Source organism: Pseudomonas sp. NY11955, assembly GCF_048068035.1.
Classification (GTDB): domain Bacteria; phylum Pseudomonadota; class Gammaproteobacteria; order Pseudomonadales; family Pseudomonadaceae; genus Aquipseudomonas.
Map to the genome: position 1 here is coordinate 1 of NZ_JBLUPS010000024.1, position 14,416 is coordinate 14,416.

Consider the following 14,416-nt stretch of genomic DNA (forward strand, 5'->3'; position numbering starts at 1 on the left):
GCCATGCGCCAAGGCGTTCGCGCGCAAATCCCACAGGCATGATTGGCCCGAAACAAATGTAGGAGCGAGCTTCGCTCGCGATGCGCCGCGCGGGCGGCGCTCGATCTCACACGCACCATAACAATCAAGGCATGCGCAAAGAATCAGCTCAGCTCCAACCAGATCGGCGCATGGTCCGACGGTTTTTCCATCCCGCGCAGTTCATAGTCCACACCCGCCGCCTTGATCCGTGGCACCAGCTGCTGGGAGGCCATGATCAGGTCGATGCGCAGGCCGCGCTTGGGCTCGTCCTCGAAGCCGCGGCTGCGATAGTCGAACCAGCTGAAGCGATCGTCCACCTCCGGGTGCAGGTGGCGGAAGCTGTCCACCAGGCCCCAGCCTTTCAAACGTTCCATCCACTCGCGCTCTTCCGGCAGGAAGCTGCACTTGCCGGTCTTCAGCCAGCGCTTGGCATTGTCCGCACCAATGCCGATATCGCAGTCCTGCGGCGAGATGTTCATGTCGCCCATTACCAGCAGCGGCTGGTCGTTGCGGAACTGGCCTTCGAGCAGGGCCTGCAGGTCGCTGTAGAAGCGCTGCTTGGCCGGAAACTTGGTGGGGTGGTCGCGGCTTTCGCCCTGGGGGAAATAGCCGTTCATGATGGTGATCGGGTTGCCGTCGGCATCGGCGAAGGTGCCCCAGATGAACCGGCGCTGGGCGTCTTCTTCATCGGTGGCAAAGCCTTTGTGCAGGCTCAGCGGTGCCTGGCGCGACAGCAGGGCCACGCCGTAGTGGCCTTTCTGGCCGTGATAGTGCACGTGGTAACCCAGTGCCTGCACGTCGGCCAGCGGGAACTGATCGTCGCTGACCTTGGTTTCCTGCAGGCCGATCACGTCCGGCTGGTGCTTTTCGATCAGCGCCGCCAGCTGGTGCGGGCGGGCCCGCAGGCCGTTGATGTTGAAACAGACGATCTTCATGGAAAGACAATCCCGGTAAAAGCCGCGATGCTAGCCGACATCGCCGATCACCACCAGCATGGCAGCATGGTCATCCTGCTGCTAACGTGCTCCAGGGGGTGAACGAAGCGCGCAGGGGCACCTCCAAGGCACTGTACGCCCATTCCAGGAGGTCTGCCCGCAATGCCCGAAACCACAGCCGCTCCGGCCCGTGTCTGCCTGCTCGACGATGGTTACAGCCGCGAGGCGCGTTCGTTGCTGTACAACGCCTATCGCCATGAGCCTACCTTCGCCTATATCTTCGAGGCCCAGCGCCCAGGGTACGAAAGGCGCCTGCGCGTCATGGTGCGCGAATGGGTACGCCAGCACTTCTACCTGCAACTACCCGCCATCGGCCTGCTGGTAGAGGATCGCCTGATTGCCCTGGCCCTGATCGTGCCGCCGCTGCGCCGATTGGGCGTGGCCGACAGTTGGGCCTGGCGCCTGCGCATGATCCTGGGAACCGGCCTGCGCTGCACCCGGCGCTACATGGACTACCAGGCCGCGCTGGCCACCTGCCTGCCCACCGACCGGGTGCATGTGCTGCCGTTGCTAGGGGTGCACCCGCAGTTCCAGGGCAAGCACTACGGCGAGCAGTTGTTACAAGCCGTACACGACTGGTGTGCAGAAGACCCAGGCACCCAGGGGGTGGTGCTGGACACCGGTAACGAGCACTACCTGGCTTTCTATCAGCGCCAGGGCTACGAGGAAATTGGCGAGGTCGCTGTAGGACCAATCCGAGAGAGGGTGTTCTTCCATCCTAATCCTGTCTCTTCAAATTCCGCTTTTGCCTGAACAAGCTGCCAGACGGCTCCCTTGAGCGCCTGGCTCTGGTAGCATTTGCCGCATGACGTATTCAGGAAGATTGACCTGGGGCCTGGTTTTCTGGGCCGCCAGTTTTGCAGCATGGGGCCAGAGCGAGTTGCTGGTGAAGGTAAAACCGGCCAACAAGGCGCTAAAGGCCAATGTCGAAGGCTATATAGGCACTTTGGGTGACCGCGATGAAGAAGCACTTTTACGCTTCAGTCGCGGGGCCGAGGAGCAGGCGCGGAAAGCGGCGCAGGCACTTGGCTACTATCAGGCGCAGATCGATACCGAGGTAAAACCCGCCAGTGACGCAGACCATTCCCCGCAGCTGATCATCCATATCAATCCGGGCGAGCCGATTCGCCTGCGCAACGTGACCGTGCGCATCGAAGGCCCTGCCAGCGAGATGAAGGCCTTCCGCGTGCCCGACAGCAAGGCGCTGCGTGCGGGCGAGCAACTCAACCACGGCCATTACGAAGATGCCAAGCGGTTGATTCAGAACCAGGCATCGCGCTACGGCTTCTTCAGTGGCCGCTTCAGCAGCCAGCGCCTGGCCGTGGATCCGCAGGCCGGTGTGGCCGATATCGAACTTGTCTACCAAAGCGGCCCGCGCTATCGCCTGGGCGCCGTCACCTTCGGGGGCGACACGCCGTTGGATGACGACCTGTTGCAGCGCATGGTGTCGTTCAAACCGGGCACCCCCTACGACTCGGAATTGATCGCCGAACTCAACAACGACCTGCAATCGAGCGGCTATTTCGAAGGCGTGCGGGTGGATGCGGCGCCTACCGCAGCTGTGGGCGAAGAGGTCCCGGTGGATGTCCGCCTGGAAACCCGCAAACCACGCACCATGGGCCTGGGTCTGGGCTTTTCGACCGACGTCGGGCCGCGTGGCAAGGCCAACTGGACTCGCCATTGGGTCAACCCCCAGGGCCATAGCTACGGCTGGGAAACCGAACTGTCCGCACCGCGGCAGAACGTTGGCCTTTGGTACGACATTCCCCTCGATCCACCGCTGACCGACAAACTGCGATTCGCTGGGGGCTACCAGAACGAAGAGCTTGCCGGCACCGACACGCTCAGCAAGCTGTTGACGGTCGGCCCCGAGTGGCACAGCAAGCTGCCCAGTGGCTGGCAACGGGTGATTTCGCTCAAGTACCAGCGCGAGGAATACCGCCTGGGTGACGATTCCGGGTTGAGCAACCTGCTGATGCCTGGCGTGAGCTTTTCCTTCCTGCGCAGTGACAACCGCATCGACCCGCACAACGGCTATCGCCTGCAGTTCGATGTTCAGGGCGCCAAGGAGGGGTTGGTTTCCGACACCAACCTGTTGCATGGCAACGTATTGCTCAAGGGCCTGACCACGCTCGGCCATAACCACCGCTTTCTCGGTCGCGTACAGTTTGGCGGCAGTGCGACCAATGGCTTCAAGAACAACATTCCACCGTCGCTGCGGTTCTTCGCCGGTGGCGACCAGAGCGTGCGCGGTTATGACTACCAGACCCTGTCGCCGAAGAACAGCGACGGTGACCGCATTGGCGGGCGCTACCTGGTGGCCGGCAGCGTCGAGTACCAGTATTCGCTGACCGAAAAGTGGCGGGTTGCAACGTTCGTCGACCAGGGTAATTCGTTCAACAACCTGGAACTGCCCAGCCTCAAGACGGGTGTCGGCTTTGGCGTGCGCTGGGTGTCGCCGGTTGGGCCGTTGCGCCTGGACCTGGCCAAGGCGCTGGATGACGACGGGGGCATTCGCCTGCACTTTTCCATGGGGCCCGAGCTGTGAAACGCGTGATCAAATACATTGTGCTGGGCCTGCTTGGGGTCGTTGCGAGCGTGGGCCTGGCACTGGGCTTGCTGCTGGGTACCGAGGCTGGCAGCCGCTGGGCACTGGGCAAGGTGCCTGGGCTTGAGGTGGCCGATTTCCAAGGGCGCCTGGCGGGCAGTTGGCAAGCCAGCCGGCTAACTTGGGCCGACGCCGGCAGCAAGGTCGATGTTCAAGCGCCACTGCTGGCCTGGTCGCCTGCTTGTCTGCTGCGCGCCACCTTGTGCATCGACCGCCTGCAGGCCGAACGCATCGACATGGCCTTTGCGCCAAGCAGCGAACCGCCTAGCAGCGAGCCCCTGCAATTGCCGACCCTGCGCTTGCCGCTGGCCATCGAGCTGGGCGAGGTCAAAGTTGGCCAGTTGCGCCTGGATGGCAGCGACCTGCTCGGCGACGTGCAGCTGGCGGCGCATTGGACCAACAGCGGGATGCGCATCGACAGCCTGCGGCTGCAGCGCGACGACCTGCAATTGAACCTGCAGGGCGACCTGAAGCCCGAAGGTGACTGGCCGCTGCAACTCAACGCGCAGCTGCAGTTGCCTGCGGTAGAAAGCAAACCCTGGCAGCTGGCATTGACTGCCAGCGGCGAATTGCAAAAGACCCTGAAACTCACCGGCACCAGCAGTGGCTACCTCGATGCGACCCTGAGCGGCCAGTTGCAGGCGTTGGCCGATCATCTCCCAGCGACCCTGCAGGTTCGCTCCGAGGCGTTCAAACCGGCTGGCGCGTTGCCTGATACCTTGCAATTGAACCAGCTGAAACTCGATGCCAAAGGTGATTTGCTCAAGGGCTATCAATTGTCGGGCACGGCCAGCCTGCCGGCTGAGCAGTCGCCGATTGCCTTGGCCCTGTCCGGGCTGGTCGACAGTAAAGGCGCCCGGCTCGATGCCCTGGACCTGACTGCCAACGACAATCAGCGGGTCAAGCTGCAAGCCACGGCTGACTGGCAGCAAGGCCTGAGCGCCGATGCGCAACTGGACTGGCAGGACTTCCCGTGGTTGCGCCTCTATCCACTGGAAACACCGCCCGAGGTCACCCTCAAGCGCTTCATTACCCAGGTGCATTATCGCGATGGCAATTATCAGGGCACCTTCAACGGCGACCTGGATGGCCCGGCGGGGGCGTTCAGCCTGGCCAGCCCGTTCGAAGGTGACCTGAGCCAGGTGAAGCTGCCGCAGTTGGCGCTGACCGCCGGCCAGGGCAAGGCTGCCGGCAGTGTCGCCGTGCGTTTTGCCGACACCCTGGCGTGGGATGTCGACCTGCAGCTTTCCGCCCTCGACCCGGCCTATTGGCTGGCCGAACTGCCGGGCACCCTGGCGGGGCCACTGCGCAGCAAAGGCGAGCTGAAAGGCGAGGCGCTAACCCTCGATGCCCAGTTGGACCTCAAAGGCCGCCTGCGTGGTCAGCCGGCAGTGCTCAAGGCTGAGGCCCAGGGAGCAGGGCAGAGCTGGACCCTCGGCGCGCTGGCCATCCAGCTGGGTGACAACCGCATCAACGGCAGTGGCAGCCTGCAACAACGCCTGGCTGGGCGAATTGACCTCGACTTGCCGCGCCTGGGCCAGTTGTGGCCGAGGCTGCAAGGCCAGGTCAAGGGGCGGCTGGATGTCGCCGGTACCTTGCAGGCTCCGCAAGGTACTCTGACCTTGCAGGGCCAGCGCCTGGCCCAGGCCGAAAACCGTCTGCAGCAGCTGGACCTGGAGGCCCGTCTGGACAACGCTCAACGCGGCGTTGTCGAGCTCAAAGCCACAGGCATTCACCTGGGCGACACCGCCTTGGGCACGCTGCAGGCCAACGGCAAAGGCGACATTCGCCAACAGGCCTTGACCCTGGCGCTGGATGGCCCGCAGCTCAAGCTCGACCTCGGCCTGGATGGCCAGTTGAACAAGGGTGATTGGCGCGGGCGGCTGGCCAGCGGGCGGGTCCAGGCGGGAGGCCAGGACTGGCAGCTGCAGGCCCCGGCGCGCCTGCAACGGCTGGCCAGCGGCCAGCTGGACTTCGGTGCCCACTGCTGGCGCTCCGGCCAGGCCAGCCTGTGTGGCGATGACCAGCGCCTGGCCCCCGAGCCGCGTCTGCGCTATCACCTCAAGCAATTCCCGCTGGACAGCCTGGCCCAGTGGCTGCCGAAGGATTTTGCCTGGCAAGGCCTGCTCAACGCCGATATCAACCTGGACATTCCGGCCAGCGGCCCCAAGGGCACAGTCGTTGTCGATGCCAGTGGCGGCACCCTGCGTGTACGCGACAAGGGCCGCTGGATCGACTTCCCGTACCAGGCCCTGCGCCTGGACAGCACGCTGGCACCGCGACGTATCGACACGCGCCTGGCGTTTCGCGGTGAGCGCCTGGGTGAGTTGAACGTCAACGCCCGGCTCGACCCGCTGGGCAAGAACAAGCCATTGTCGGGTGATTTCCGCCTGGCCGGGTTGGACCTGTCGGTGGCCCGTCCGTTCGTGCCGATGGTCGAACGCCTGGCCGGGCAGCTCAATGGCAGTGGCCAGCTTTCAGGCACTTTGCTGGCGCCGCAGGTCCACGGCAACCTGATGCTCAGCGGCGGTGAGGTCAGTGGCGCAGAGCTGCCGGCCAGCCTGCAGGACCTGTCGTTGCAGGCACTGATTGCCGGCGAGCAAGTGCAGCTCAACGGCAACTGGCGCAGCGGCGAGGCAGGCCGGGGGCAGTTGAGCGGCAACCTCACCTGGGGCCAGGCGCTGGGCATGGACGTGCGTTTGCAAGGCCAACAACTGCCGGTTACGGTCGAGCCTTATGCCACGCTGGAAGTTGCCCCCGACCTGACCTTGCGCCTGATCGATGACAAGCTGGCGGTAACCGGCAAGGTGCAGGTGCCCAAGGGCAAGATCACCGTTCGCGAGCTGCCGCCGTCCACCGTCAAGGTGTCGGATGACACGGTGATCGTCGGCCACCAGACCGAAGAAGGCAAACCACCGATGGCGATGGCCATGGACATCGATGTCGAAGTGGGCCGCGACACACTGTCGTTCAGCGGCTTTGGCCTTACCGCCAACCTGCTTGGCCATGTGCACATCGGCGACAACCTCGACACCCGCGGCGAGCTGAGCCTGGCAGACGGCCGCTATCGCGCCTATGGCCAGCGTCTGACGATTCGTCGTGCGCGGCTGCTGTTCGCCGGCCCGATCGACCAGCCCTACCTGGACATCGAGGCCATCCGCAAGGTTGACGATGTGATTGCGGGTATCCGTCTGAGTGGCAGCGCCGAACAGCCCACCACCAAAGTGTTCTCGGAACCGGCCATGAGCCAGGAACAGGCGCTGTCGTACCTGGTGTTGGGGCGGCCATTGGGCACCTCCGGCGAAGACAACAACATGCTCGCCGAAGCGGCCTTGGGCCTGGGCCTGGCTGGCAGCGCCGGCATTACCGGCAGCCTGGCTTCAAGCCTGGGCATCGATGACTTCCAGCTGGATACCGAAGGATCGGGCAACAGCACCAGCGTGGTCGCCAGCGGCAACCTCACTGAGAAGTTGAGCCTGCGTTACGGGGTGGGGGTGTTCGAACCGGCCAATACCATCGCGTTGCGCTACAAACTGAGCAAGAAGGTTTACCTTGAAGCCGCCAGCGGGCTGGCCAGTTCACTGGACATTTTCTACAAGCGCGACTTCTAGGCCTGTGCCTGGGGCGGCCGTCAACGGACGGTGGCCGCCTCGATGAACTCATTGGTTTCGGAGGAGGGGGGCGGATTGGCGGCGCGTACCGGGACGATCAAACTGGTGTATTCCTCGATCAACCGGTTGAGAGCTTCGGGTGGATCGCTCGCCTGGAACTGCATGCGGATCTGAACTTCGTCCGGGTCCCGGCTTTCACCCTGACGGCTCTGGCCGCCGATGGTGACCTTGAAGCTGGCGGCTTTGTTCTCGCCTGCCGTCAGCAGTGCTTGTTGCGCTTCAGTACCTTTGACCCGCACCGACAAGTCGACTTGCATGCGCTCCAGGGCCAGGCCCTTGGGCGATACCAGGGCGAACAAGGGGACCCGCATGATGTGCTGGCCGTCCATTGCCACCTCGACCATCTTGGCTTTCATGGGGGCGCCTAACGCTTCGGTATCGCACTCGAAGAACTGGTCGAACAGGTTGATGTACTGCTGGGCGATCAAGCTATTGGTGGCGCTGGCGGCTTCTTGCAGGCCGCGGGTGATCTCGCGCAGGTCGATGGAGGTCATGGGGGCAGGGGGTTTTTGCAACGGTTCGACTCCTCAAGCCTGGTTGTGCCCCTCTCGCTCCAGCCAGAGGGGCAGTTGGGTGATGCTAAAGCGTCTTACGGGGCCGGAGGGGTTTCTGGAGCAGGCCCTTTCAAGGTATCTGCCTGGGAAATTTCGTCCGGGCTTTCCAGTGCGGCCGTTCTGATGACGGTCGGTTTGGTCGCGGCGTCAGTCAGGAACTCGATTACCCTCATCATCGCTTCGGGCGGCTCCTGGCGCTTCAGAGTCGTGTTGAAGGCATAGCGGGCACGGGTATCCGTTTTGCGGGTTTGCGTGGACTTGTGGCTCACGCTGCCTTTCACATTCAGCTTGAAAGGCCCCCAGCCCAGTGAACCGGTCGCCTCGGCATTCATGTCCTTGCTGGAAACATCTTCCGACATCTGGTTGATAACCAGCTCGAATTCGACATTACCTTGCTCGATCGAGATATTCGGGTGGGTAATGGCCGCCAGCAGCGGCACTTTCATGGTCTTGCTGACCACGCCCTTGTATTCGCCCTGTTCGTCGACGATGGTTTCGTCGTAGTCGAACTGGATGGCGACTGCCTTGCCATCCTGGACGCAAACCTGCATCAGGAAGTCGGCATACGATTTGCTGGCGGTCACCTGCGCCTGGACCATGGCCTGCAGGGGGCCGGCGATCATGCGGTCCATGGGCAGGGCGTTGATGACGGAACCAATAAGGCTGTTGTCTATCGGCATATCGGGAAACTCTTCTTTAGGTGAGGTGAGGCAGCCGCCAATAGCGGCCACGGTGCTTGGGGGGTCAGCGCGTGCAAGGTTCCTGGCGCCGGATGTTGCCGATCTGGCGCAGGCTCAGGCCGTACTTGTTGGCCAGCAGGCTGCGGGACAAACCGTTGGCGCTTTCCTTCTGGATCTGCTGGTTGCGCAGTTGGCGCAGGAAGTGGTCAACCTTGGGAATCTCCAGGGCGACGCCGGCAAAACGCTTGATCAGCGCTTCGAGCGCTTCGGCCGGCAGTACGTCGGCGAGCTTGGTGCGCTCGCGGTGCTTGGGGATGTATTTGGGCCTGCCGCCGTAGGCGCAGGTCAGCTGGTAGGCGTTTTCGATGCCGATACAGTCGATCAGGGCCTGCAACGAGTGGGGCAGTTGGCTGATATCGATCTGGCTCAAATCTGGCAGTTGCATATGGCGCTCCTTCGGGATGGGTGGGATGTGCGACCCGATCACCCGCGGCGTTATGTCGAAGGTGTGAGCAAATTCTGTGCGACAGCCAAGTCACGTCGCTAGGCGACATAGGGGCTAGTGGTTGTAGCTTCCGTGCACAGGTTTTGCAGGCAGCGATATCCTGCTCTGTAGGAAATGGCGTCGAAATCGGGCTGTACCGGTTGGTTTCTCATTTTTTCAGTCCCGTTGTTGTGGGAAGGGTCTGGCACCCTCAGTCGCATGGATAGCTGCTCAGCAGGCTGGCGCTGCCCAGATAGGCTCGTGGGGTGGCGCGCATACCCTCGGGCAACGTGCGCCAGTCGACCAGCAGACACAGCGCATGCAAAGGCTTCCCGTTGCTCTGACCGATGGCCGGGCCGGCAAAGCTGCGGCGGTACAGTGCCTGGGTCTGGCGCAGCGCCTGCACCTGATCGGCCTCGGCCAGCGTTTGCCGGGCCAGGTCGGGTAACCGGGCCATCGGCACGCTGAAATGCACCGGCGCAGCATCGCTCTGCAGGTAGCCGGCCTGGCGTACCCGTTGCCACAGTTGCTGCCATTGGCTGGCACCGGCATGGGCAGCCAGCTCCCGGCCCAGTTCGAGCAGGTGTTCGCCAGGTGTTTGCTGGGTGTCCAGCGCATGAAGGGAGAAGGGGAGTAGTAACAGCGGTGCGAGCAGCAGGGGTTTGTACATGGTGCCTCCGGCATGGGTGCTTGGAAGCCCCATGCTTTCAGGCTGACGCCGCCCCACCCAGCAGGAAATCCAGCGCCGGGGGCGGTGGCCGTTGTATCATTGCCGCGGCTCGTTGCGAGCCATATGCCCCTGATGTTGCAAGGAACCTTCGATGACACACGTGCAGCGCCTCAAATACTCACTTCTGATCATCCTGGTGGTACTGGGCTTGATGCTGGGCCTGTCCCACCTGCAAAAGCAGGGCACGATCAGTGAGCAGACCTTCCAGATGCTGGCCATCGCCATTGCCGTCGTGGTCGTGGTGATCAACGGCATTCTGCGGCGCAAGGTCAAGCCCTGATCTGTGCGGGCCGGCCAGTGATGGCCGGCCATGCGCTCAGCGCGAGGGTGTTTGCTCCAGTACGGCGCGCGCCTGGGGGTTGAGGCTGTAACATTTATCGCTACCCAACTGGATGACGCCTTCGCTGCACAGGCGCTTGAGCACCTCGCGCACACTCAGGAACGACAGCGGGATATCCAGTTGTTCCAGCTGCGCGTGCACACCGCGCACGCCAATGCTGCGGCCATTGCGGTCGGCGGCGTGCAAGGCGTCGATCACCTTGAGGCGGATCAGGCTGGTGCGCAGGCCGAAGGTGCGCAGCAGCTCGCGGATCTGCTCGTTGCCGATACGTTCGTCAGCAAAAACGTCCTGTCCCTTGGGCGCTTTGCCTGGGACGCGCCCGGCCTGGATCGAGGGTTGCGGGTTGTACATGTGAATGCTCCTTTTCGTGGACGAACCCGAAATGTGGTTGCCTCACTTACTAGGACGAATGAGAACGCAAAAACTGCAACCCACTCGTGAAAAAAATGCCTGTTTCTCATCAAGACGTTCCATCGCCTTGTAATACGTAAAATTTTCATCTGGCCATTCGTCTGATCGGGATGACCCCCGAACCCGAGGAGTGCCCGTGTTTCCACTTTTCCGTCCCATGACCTGCGCTGGCCTGGCCGCTGCCCTGGTGGCCTTCAGTGCCGGTGTACAGGCGCAGCTCGCCACCGCCGATGCCAGTGCTCAGATCCGCCGCACCAGCTACGGCGTGCCGCATATCGTGGCCAAGGATGAGCGCGGCCTGGGCTATGGCATCGGCTATGCCTACGCCCAGGACAACCTGTGCCTGCTGGCCAACGAAGTGCTGACCGTGAGCGGAGAGCGCTCACGCTTTTTCGGCGCCAAGGGCAAGACCCTGGAGCAGCGTGACAACTTGGCCAGCGACCTGTTCTTCACCTGGCTCAACAGCCCGGCGGCGGTCAATGGGTTCTTGCAGGCGCAACCGGTGCCGGTGCAGGCACTGCTGGCGGGTTATGCCAGCGGCTATAACCGGGCATTGGCCGAGCGCCGTGGCCAAGGGCTGCCCGCCGAGTGTGGCGATGGCGCATGGGTGCGCCCTATCAGCAGCCAGGACCTGGTCAAACTGACCCGCCGGCTGCTGGCTGAAGGTGGCGTCGGGCAGTTCGTCGAGGCGCTGGCGGGGGCGCAACCACCTGCGCTGACCCGCCAGCAATCGTCAGCGGGTTTTGCCAGCGCCCTGGCCCGCCAGGAGCGGTTCGCTTCGGAGCGCGGCAGCAATGCCGTGGCGCTAGGCGCGCAGCGTTCGGCCAATGGCCGCGGCCTGTTGCTGGCCAACCCGCACTTCCCGTGGGTGGGCGGCATGCGCTTCTACCAGATGCAACTGACCATTCCCGGTCAGCTCAATGTGATGGGCGCGGCATTGCCAGGCCTGCCGATGATCAACATCGGTTTCAACCAGCACCTGGCGTGGACGCACACCGTCGACACCTCGAAGCACTTCACCCTCTACCGCCTGCAACTCGACCCCAAGGACCCGACCCGCTACCTGCTCGACGGCAAGTCACTACCGATGACCCGGCAAACCCTCAGCGTCGCGGTCAAGGCCGAGGATGGCAGCATGAGCCAGGTACAGCGGCAGGTTTACAGTTCACAGTTCGGCCCGGTGGTGCAATGGCCAGGCCGCCTGGACTGGGATACGCGAGCGGCCTACAGCTTGCGTGATGCCAACCTTGAGAACACCCGGGTGTTGCAACAGTGGTACCAGATCAACCGCGCCAACAGCCTGGCGGCACTGAAGGGCTCGGTCGAGCAGTTGCAAGGCATCCCGTGGGTCAATACGCTGGCGGTGGACCAGGGGGGGCGGGCCTTGTACTTGAACCAGTCGGTGGTGCCCTATGTCGACCAGCAACTGTTGGATAGCTGCAGCAACCCACAGGCGCAAGGACGCCTGGTGGTGCTGGATGGCTCGCGCAGTGCTTGCCAGTGGAAGGTGGATGCCCAGGCGGCGCAGCCGGGTATCTTCCCGGCCAGGCTGCTGCCGAGCCTTGAGCGTGAAGACTTCGTGCAGAACTCCAACGACCCGGCCTGGATGGCCAACCCGGCGCAGCCGCTAACCGGTTATTCGCCCTTGATCAGCCGCAATGACCAGCCGCTGGGCATGCGTGGCCGCTTTGCCCTGCAGCGTCTGCAAGGCAAGGCCCGCCTGGATGTCGATGCGCTGCAGCGCATGGTCACCGATGACGAGGTCTACCTGGCCAGCCTGGTGTTGCCAGACTTGCTGCAATGGTGCAAGGGTGCCGACGCGGATGTACAGGCCGTGTGCAGCAGCCTGGCCGCGTGGAATGGCAAGGCCGACCTCGACAGTGGCATTGGCCTGGTGCACTTCCAGAACCTGTTCAATACCCTGGCCGAGCACCCCGAAAGCTGGCGGGTGGCTTTCGATCCGGCCGACCCGCAGCACACCCCGCGCGGCCTGGCGGTCGAGCAGGCCGCGGTGGGTAAGCTGGTGCATGAGGCAGCGCTGGCGTCGCTCAAGCAGGTGCGCGAGAGTGGCGTGGCAGGGGAGGCGCGTTGGGGGCAGGTGCAACAGGCTGTCGATGGCACCCCGGTACCGGGCGGCCCGCAGGCGCTGGGTGTGTACAACGCGATCTACAGCGTGCCGCACGGGCAGGGCAAGCGGCTGGTGGTCAGCGGTACCAGCTACCTGCAATTGGTCAGCTTCACCGACAAGGGGCCAGAGGCCCGTGGGCTGCTGGCGTTCTCCCAGTCGAGCGAGGCGGCTTCGGCGCACGCCAGCGACCAGACCAAGGCATTCGCGGCCAAGCAACTGGCGGTGATACCGTTTACCGAAGCGCAGATCAAGGCAGACCCGGCGTACCGGGAAGTGCTGATCAGTGAAGGAGACAAAGGGACGGTAGCACAGCAGTAAGGCATTCCGGCCTCTTCGCGGGCTCGCCCGCTCCCACAGGTTCTCTACACGCTTCTTGTGGGAGCGGGCTCGCCCGCGAAGAGGCCGGCCCTGCCAGCGCACACGCTTCAGGAAAACTCGAACGGCGCCAGCTGAAACCCTTGCTCGTCCACCTGCAAGGCCCACCCGCGGCGGTCCCAGTCGCCCAGCACGATACGCCGTGCCGGTTGCCCGTCAACCACCAGCTTGTGAATGGCCGGCCGGTGGGTATGGCCATGCACCAGCGTGCGCACACCATGCGCCGCCATCACCTTCGGCACTTCCTCCGGCGTGACGTCGACGATTTCGGTAGACTTCATGCGCGTCTGTGAACGGCTTTCGTTGCGCAGCTTGCGCGCCAATTTGTAGCGAGCCGAGAGCGGCAGGTGGCGCAAGATCCACAAACTCAGCGGGTTGCGCAGCAAGCGGCGCATCTTCATATAGCCCAGATCGCGGGTGCACAAAGTGTCGCCATGCATCAGCAGCACCTGTTCACCGCCCAGCTCGATCACGCTGGGGTCGCTCAACAGCGTGCAGCCCGCGGCATCGCAAAATGCCTGGCCAATCAGGAAATCACGGTTGCCATGCATCAGGTAGATGGCCGTGCCACTGTCGCTCAGCCGGCGCATGGCCTGGCAGATCGACTGCTGGAAAGGCGTCATGGCATCGTCGCCGATCCACGCTTCGAAAAAGTCGCCAAGGATATACAACGCCTTGGCGTGGCGGGCGCGGCCATCGAGCAGATCAAGAAACGCCCGGGAAATGTCCGGGCGTTCTTCTTGCAAATGCAGATCGGAGATCAGCAGGATCACTCAATGATCTCGGCTTTCTCGATGATCACGTCGTCTTTCGGCACGTCCTGGTGGCCAGCTTTCGAGCCGGTGGCGACTTTTTCGATGGCGTCGACGATTTCACGGCCTTCGATCACTTCGCCGAACACGGCGTAGCCCCAGCCCTGCACATTCTTGCCGCTGTGGTTGAGGAAGTCGTTGTCGGAGGCGTTGATGAAGAACTGCGCCGAGGCGGAGTGCGGCTCCATGGTACGGGCCATGGCGATGCTGTACTTCTTGTTCTTCAGGCCGTTGTCGGCTTCGTTCTGGATGCTGGCGCGGGTTTTCTTCTGGCTCATGCCGGCCTCGAAGCCGCCGCCCTGGATCATGAAGCCCTTGATCACACGGTGGAATACGGTGCCATCGTAATGGCCTTCCTTGACGTACTGAACGAAGTTTTCGGTAGTCAGTGGCGCTTTCTCGGCGTCCAGCTGCAGGACGATGTCGCCGTGGTTGGTGCTCAGTTTGACTTTGGACATGCTGAAACTCGCTCTTTCAAGGCAATCAGAAGTTAGGGTGCGCAGTGCGCGGGTTATCACCTGACGCAGGATCAGGCCATCGCGACACATGGCGTGCACTGGCCATTTTGCCAGGCTGCGGCAAAAAGCCGTGATAAATCACATCAGTT

At 63.1% G+C, this 14,416-nt stretch carries 13 protein-coding genes; 5 read left to right on the plus strand and 8 right to left on the minus strand.

Annotated features, from left to right (window positions below; all coding sequences use genetic code 11):
* Positions 1 to 143 precede the first annotated feature (143 nt).
* Entirely contained in the window at positions 144 to 956 is an 813-nt protein-coding gene (xthA, locus tag ACNFBR_RS27710) for an exodeoxyribonuclease III (protein ID WP_416737690.1), read from the minus strand.
* Positions 957 to 1,118: 162 nt separating this feature from the next.
* Here xthA and ACNFBR_RS27715 point away from each other — a divergent pair, with 162 nt between their 5' ends.
* Genes ACNFBR_RS27715 through ACNFBR_RS27725 form a run of 3 tightly spaced genes read left to right on the plus strand, consistent with a single transcriptional unit; the run spans position 1,119 to position 7,235 of the window.
* Positions 1,119 to 1,769 carry a GNAT family N-acetyltransferase gene (locus ACNFBR_RS27715; protein WP_416737691.1) on the plus strand — a complete coding sequence of 217 codons (651 nt, stop codon included), beginning with the start codon at positions 1,119 to 1,121 and terminating at the stop codon, positions 1,767 to 1,769.
* A gap of 52 nt (positions 1,770 to 1,821) precedes the next feature.
* Positions 1,822 to 3,564 (plus strand): autotransporter assembly complex protein TamA, encoded by a 1,743-nt coding sequence (locus ACNFBR_RS27720; protein ID WP_416737692.1) that lies wholly within the window; start codon positions 1,822 to 1,824, stop codon positions 3,562 to 3,564.
* Positions 3,561 to 7,235 carry a translocation/assembly module TamB domain-containing protein gene (locus ACNFBR_RS27725; RefSeq protein ID WP_416737693.1) on the plus strand — a complete coding sequence of 1,225 codons (3,675 nt, stop codon included), beginning with the start codon at positions 3,561 to 3,563 and terminating at the stop codon, positions 7,233 to 7,235. The genes ACNFBR_RS27720 and ACNFBR_RS27725 overlap by 4 nt, the downstream gene beginning before the upstream one ends.
* Positions 7,236 to 7,255: 20 nt before the next feature.
* Here the strand turns inward: ACNFBR_RS27725 and ACNFBR_RS27730 are convergent, their stop codons facing one another.
* The 4 genes from ACNFBR_RS27730 to ACNFBR_RS27745 all read right to left on the minus strand — a co-directional run bounded on the left by ACNFBR_RS27730 (position 7,256) and on the right by ACNFBR_RS27745 (position 9,683).
* Positions 7,256 to 7,810 (minus strand): DUF2589 domain-containing protein, encoded by a 555-nt coding sequence (locus ACNFBR_RS27730; protein WP_416737694.1) that lies wholly within the window; start codon positions 7,808 to 7,810, stop codon positions 7,256 to 7,258.
* Between the two features lie 74 nt (positions 7,811 to 7,884).
* Positions 7,885 to 8,529, minus strand: a complete 645-nt coding sequence (locus ACNFBR_RS27735) for a DUF2589 domain-containing protein (protein ID WP_416737695.1) — start codon at positions 8,527 to 8,529, stop codon at positions 7,885 to 7,887.
* A gap of 64 nt (positions 8,530 to 8,593) precedes the next feature.
* The gene (locus ACNFBR_RS27740) at positions 8,594 to 8,974 is read right to left on the minus strand and encodes a Mor transcription activator family protein (protein ID WP_416737696.1); all 381 of its coding nucleotides are present in this window, start codon (positions 8,972 to 8,974) and stop codon (positions 8,594 to 8,596) included.
* Positions 8,975 to 9,224: 250 nt separating this feature from the next.
* The gene (locus ACNFBR_RS27745) at positions 9,225 to 9,683 is read right to left on the minus strand and encodes a hypothetical protein (RefSeq protein WP_416737697.1); all 459 of its coding nucleotides are present in this window, start codon (positions 9,681 to 9,683) and stop codon (positions 9,225 to 9,227) included.
* A gap of 151 nt (positions 9,684 to 9,834) precedes the next feature.
* Between ACNFBR_RS27745 and ACNFBR_RS27750 the strand changes: the two genes are divergently transcribed.
* Entirely contained in the window at positions 9,835 to 10,023 is a 189-nt protein-coding gene (locus ACNFBR_RS27750; protein WP_003248064.1) for a hypothetical protein, read from the plus strand.
* Between the two features lie 36 nt (positions 10,024 to 10,059).
* On the opposite strand, the gene ACNFBR_RS27755 is transcribed toward ACNFBR_RS27750, so the two are convergent.
* Positions 10,060 to 10,434: a fe2+ zn2+ uptake regulation protein gene (locus ACNFBR_RS27755; RefSeq protein ID WP_416737698.1), complete on the minus strand. Its 375-nt coding sequence runs from the start codon at positions 10,432 to 10,434 to the stop codon at positions 10,060 to 10,062.
* Between the two features lie 217 nt (positions 10,435 to 10,651).
* Between ACNFBR_RS27755 and ACNFBR_RS27760 the strand changes: the two genes are divergently transcribed.
* Positions 10,652 to 12,940, plus strand: coding sequence for an acylase (locus ACNFBR_RS27760; RefSeq protein ID WP_416737752.1), 2,289 nt, complete (start codon positions 10,652 to 10,654; stop codon positions 12,938 to 12,940).
* 107 nt (positions 12,941 to 13,047) lie between these two features.
* On the opposite strand, the gene ACNFBR_RS27765 is transcribed toward ACNFBR_RS27760, so the two are convergent.
* Both ACNFBR_RS27765 and ACNFBR_RS27770 read right to left on the minus strand, forming a co-directional pair.
* The gene (locus ACNFBR_RS27765; protein WP_416737699.1) at positions 13,048 to 13,770 is read right to left on the minus strand and encodes a UDP-2,3-diacylglucosamine diphosphatase; all 723 of its coding nucleotides are present in this window, start codon (positions 13,768 to 13,770) and stop codon (positions 13,048 to 13,050) included.
* On the minus strand, positions 13,767 to 14,267 hold the full coding sequence (locus ACNFBR_RS27770) for a peptidylprolyl isomerase (RefSeq protein ID WP_012272511.1): 501 nt from the start codon (positions 14,265 to 14,267) through the stop codon (positions 13,767 to 13,769). Before ACNFBR_RS27770 ends, ACNFBR_RS27765 begins: the two co-directional genes overlap by 4 nt.
* Positions 14,268 to 14,416: the final 149 nt, after the last annotated feature.

Coding starts and splice junctions, on each gene's coding strand:
- ACNFBR_RS27760 (WP_416737752.1), top strand. CDS start 10,652: ATGACCTGCGCTGGCCTGGCCGCTGCCCTGGTGGCCTTCAGTGCCGGT.
- ACNFBR_RS27745 (WP_416737697.1), bottom strand. CDS start 9,683: ATGTACAAACCCCTGCTGCTCGCACCGCTGTTACTACTCCCCTTCTCC.
- xthA (WP_416737690.1), bottom strand. CDS start 956: ATGAAGATCGTCTGTTTCAACATCAACGGCCTGCGGGCCCGCCCGCAC.
- ACNFBR_RS27715 (WP_416737691.1), top strand. CDS start 1,119: ATGCCCGAAACCACAGCCGCTCCGGCCCGTGTCTGCCTGCTCGACGAT.
- ACNFBR_RS27735 (WP_416737695.1), bottom strand. CDS start 8,529: ATGCCGATAGACAACAGCCTTATTGGTTCCGTCATCAACGCCCTGCCC.
- ACNFBR_RS27770 (WP_012272511.1), bottom strand. CDS start 14,267: ATGTCCAAAGTCAAACTGAGCACCAACCACGGCGACATCGTCCTGCAG.
- ACNFBR_RS27750 (WP_003248064.1), top strand. CDS start 9,835: ATGACACACGTGCAGCGCCTCAAATACTCACTTCTGATCATCCTGGTG.
- ACNFBR_RS27740 (WP_416737696.1), bottom strand. CDS start 8,974: ATGCAACTGCCAGATTTGAGCCAGATCGATATCAGCCAACTGCCCCAC.
- ACNFBR_RS27720 (WP_416737692.1), top strand. CDS start 1,822: ATGACGTATTCAGGAAGATTGACCTGGGGCCTGGTTTTCTGGGCCGCC.
- ACNFBR_RS27755 (WP_416737698.1), bottom strand. CDS start 10,434: ATGTACAACCCGCAACCCTCGATCCAGGCCGGGCGCGTCCCAGGCAAA.